Here is an 840-nt window from a genome sequence, read left to right as displayed (position 1 = left end):
TCGAGGAGGAACTGGCCAAGGGCCCGGTCGCGCACGGATGGCCGGATCAGAGATGGACGCTTGCGCGGATCAAAACGTTGATCGGCCGGCGATTCCACAAGTCCATGACGCTGTCGGGCATCGCCCAGATGCTGCGGCGCCATGGCTGGAGTCACCAGGTTCCCGCCCGTCGTGCCGTCGAACGCGATGAGGCGGCAGTGGCCGGCTGGGTGAAGGACGTATGGCCGCACGTGAAACCACCGCGGCGGCGCTCGGAGCCTGGATCGTCTTCGAAGACGAAGCCGGATTCTCGATGACGCCGCTCACCTCACGGACCTGGAGCAAACGCGGCAGCACACCGGTCATCCGAGTCCGCGGACGCTCCCAACGCCGCTTCTCCATCGCCGCCCTGTGCTGCTACAAACCCGGCCAACGCTCCCGCCTCGTCTACCGGCCCAAACGACACACGGATCACAAGGCCGGTGGCCGCAAGAGCTTCGCCTGGAGTGAGTACCGCGACCTCCTCCTCGCCGCCCACCAGCAACTCGGCGCACCCATCGTCCTGATCTGGGACAACCTCAACGTCCACAAAGACCGCCGCATGCGGGCCTTCATCGACGCGCACGACTGGATCACCGCCTACCACCTGCCGTCCTACGCACCCGACCTCAACCCCGTCGAGGGCATCTGGTCCATCCTCCGCCGGACCAGCCAGGCCAACACCGCCTTCACCGATCCCGACCACCTCATGCACGAGCTCCGACATGGCCTTCGCCAGATCCAATACCGCAGCGACATCATCAACGGATGCCTCACCGGAACAGGGCTCACACCGACGACACCACGACTACAACCTCAGTA

General features: G+C 65.2%; 2 protein-coding genes. Both read left to right on the top strand.

All coding sequences use genetic code 11. The annotated features are described in order from the left end of the window. On the top strand, window positions 1-296 hold a 296-nt coding region (locus tag ACLJT4_RS42460; protein ID WP_411130516.1), incomplete at its 5' end, for a helix-turn-helix domain-containing protein. Further along, window positions 293-840 (top strand): transposase (locus ACLJT4_RS42455; protein ID WP_411130518.1); only part of this gene is annotated, 548 nt, incomplete at its 3' end. The genes ACLJT4_RS42460 and ACLJT4_RS42455, both read left to right, overlap by 4 nt.

The organism is Streptomyces sp. x-19 (genome assembly GCF_046549115.1).
GTDB lineage: Bacteria > Actinomycetota > Actinomycetes > Streptomycetales > Streptomycetaceae > Streptomyces > Streptomyces albulus_C.
This window is presented reverse-complemented; position numbering and strand designations above follow the sequence as displayed.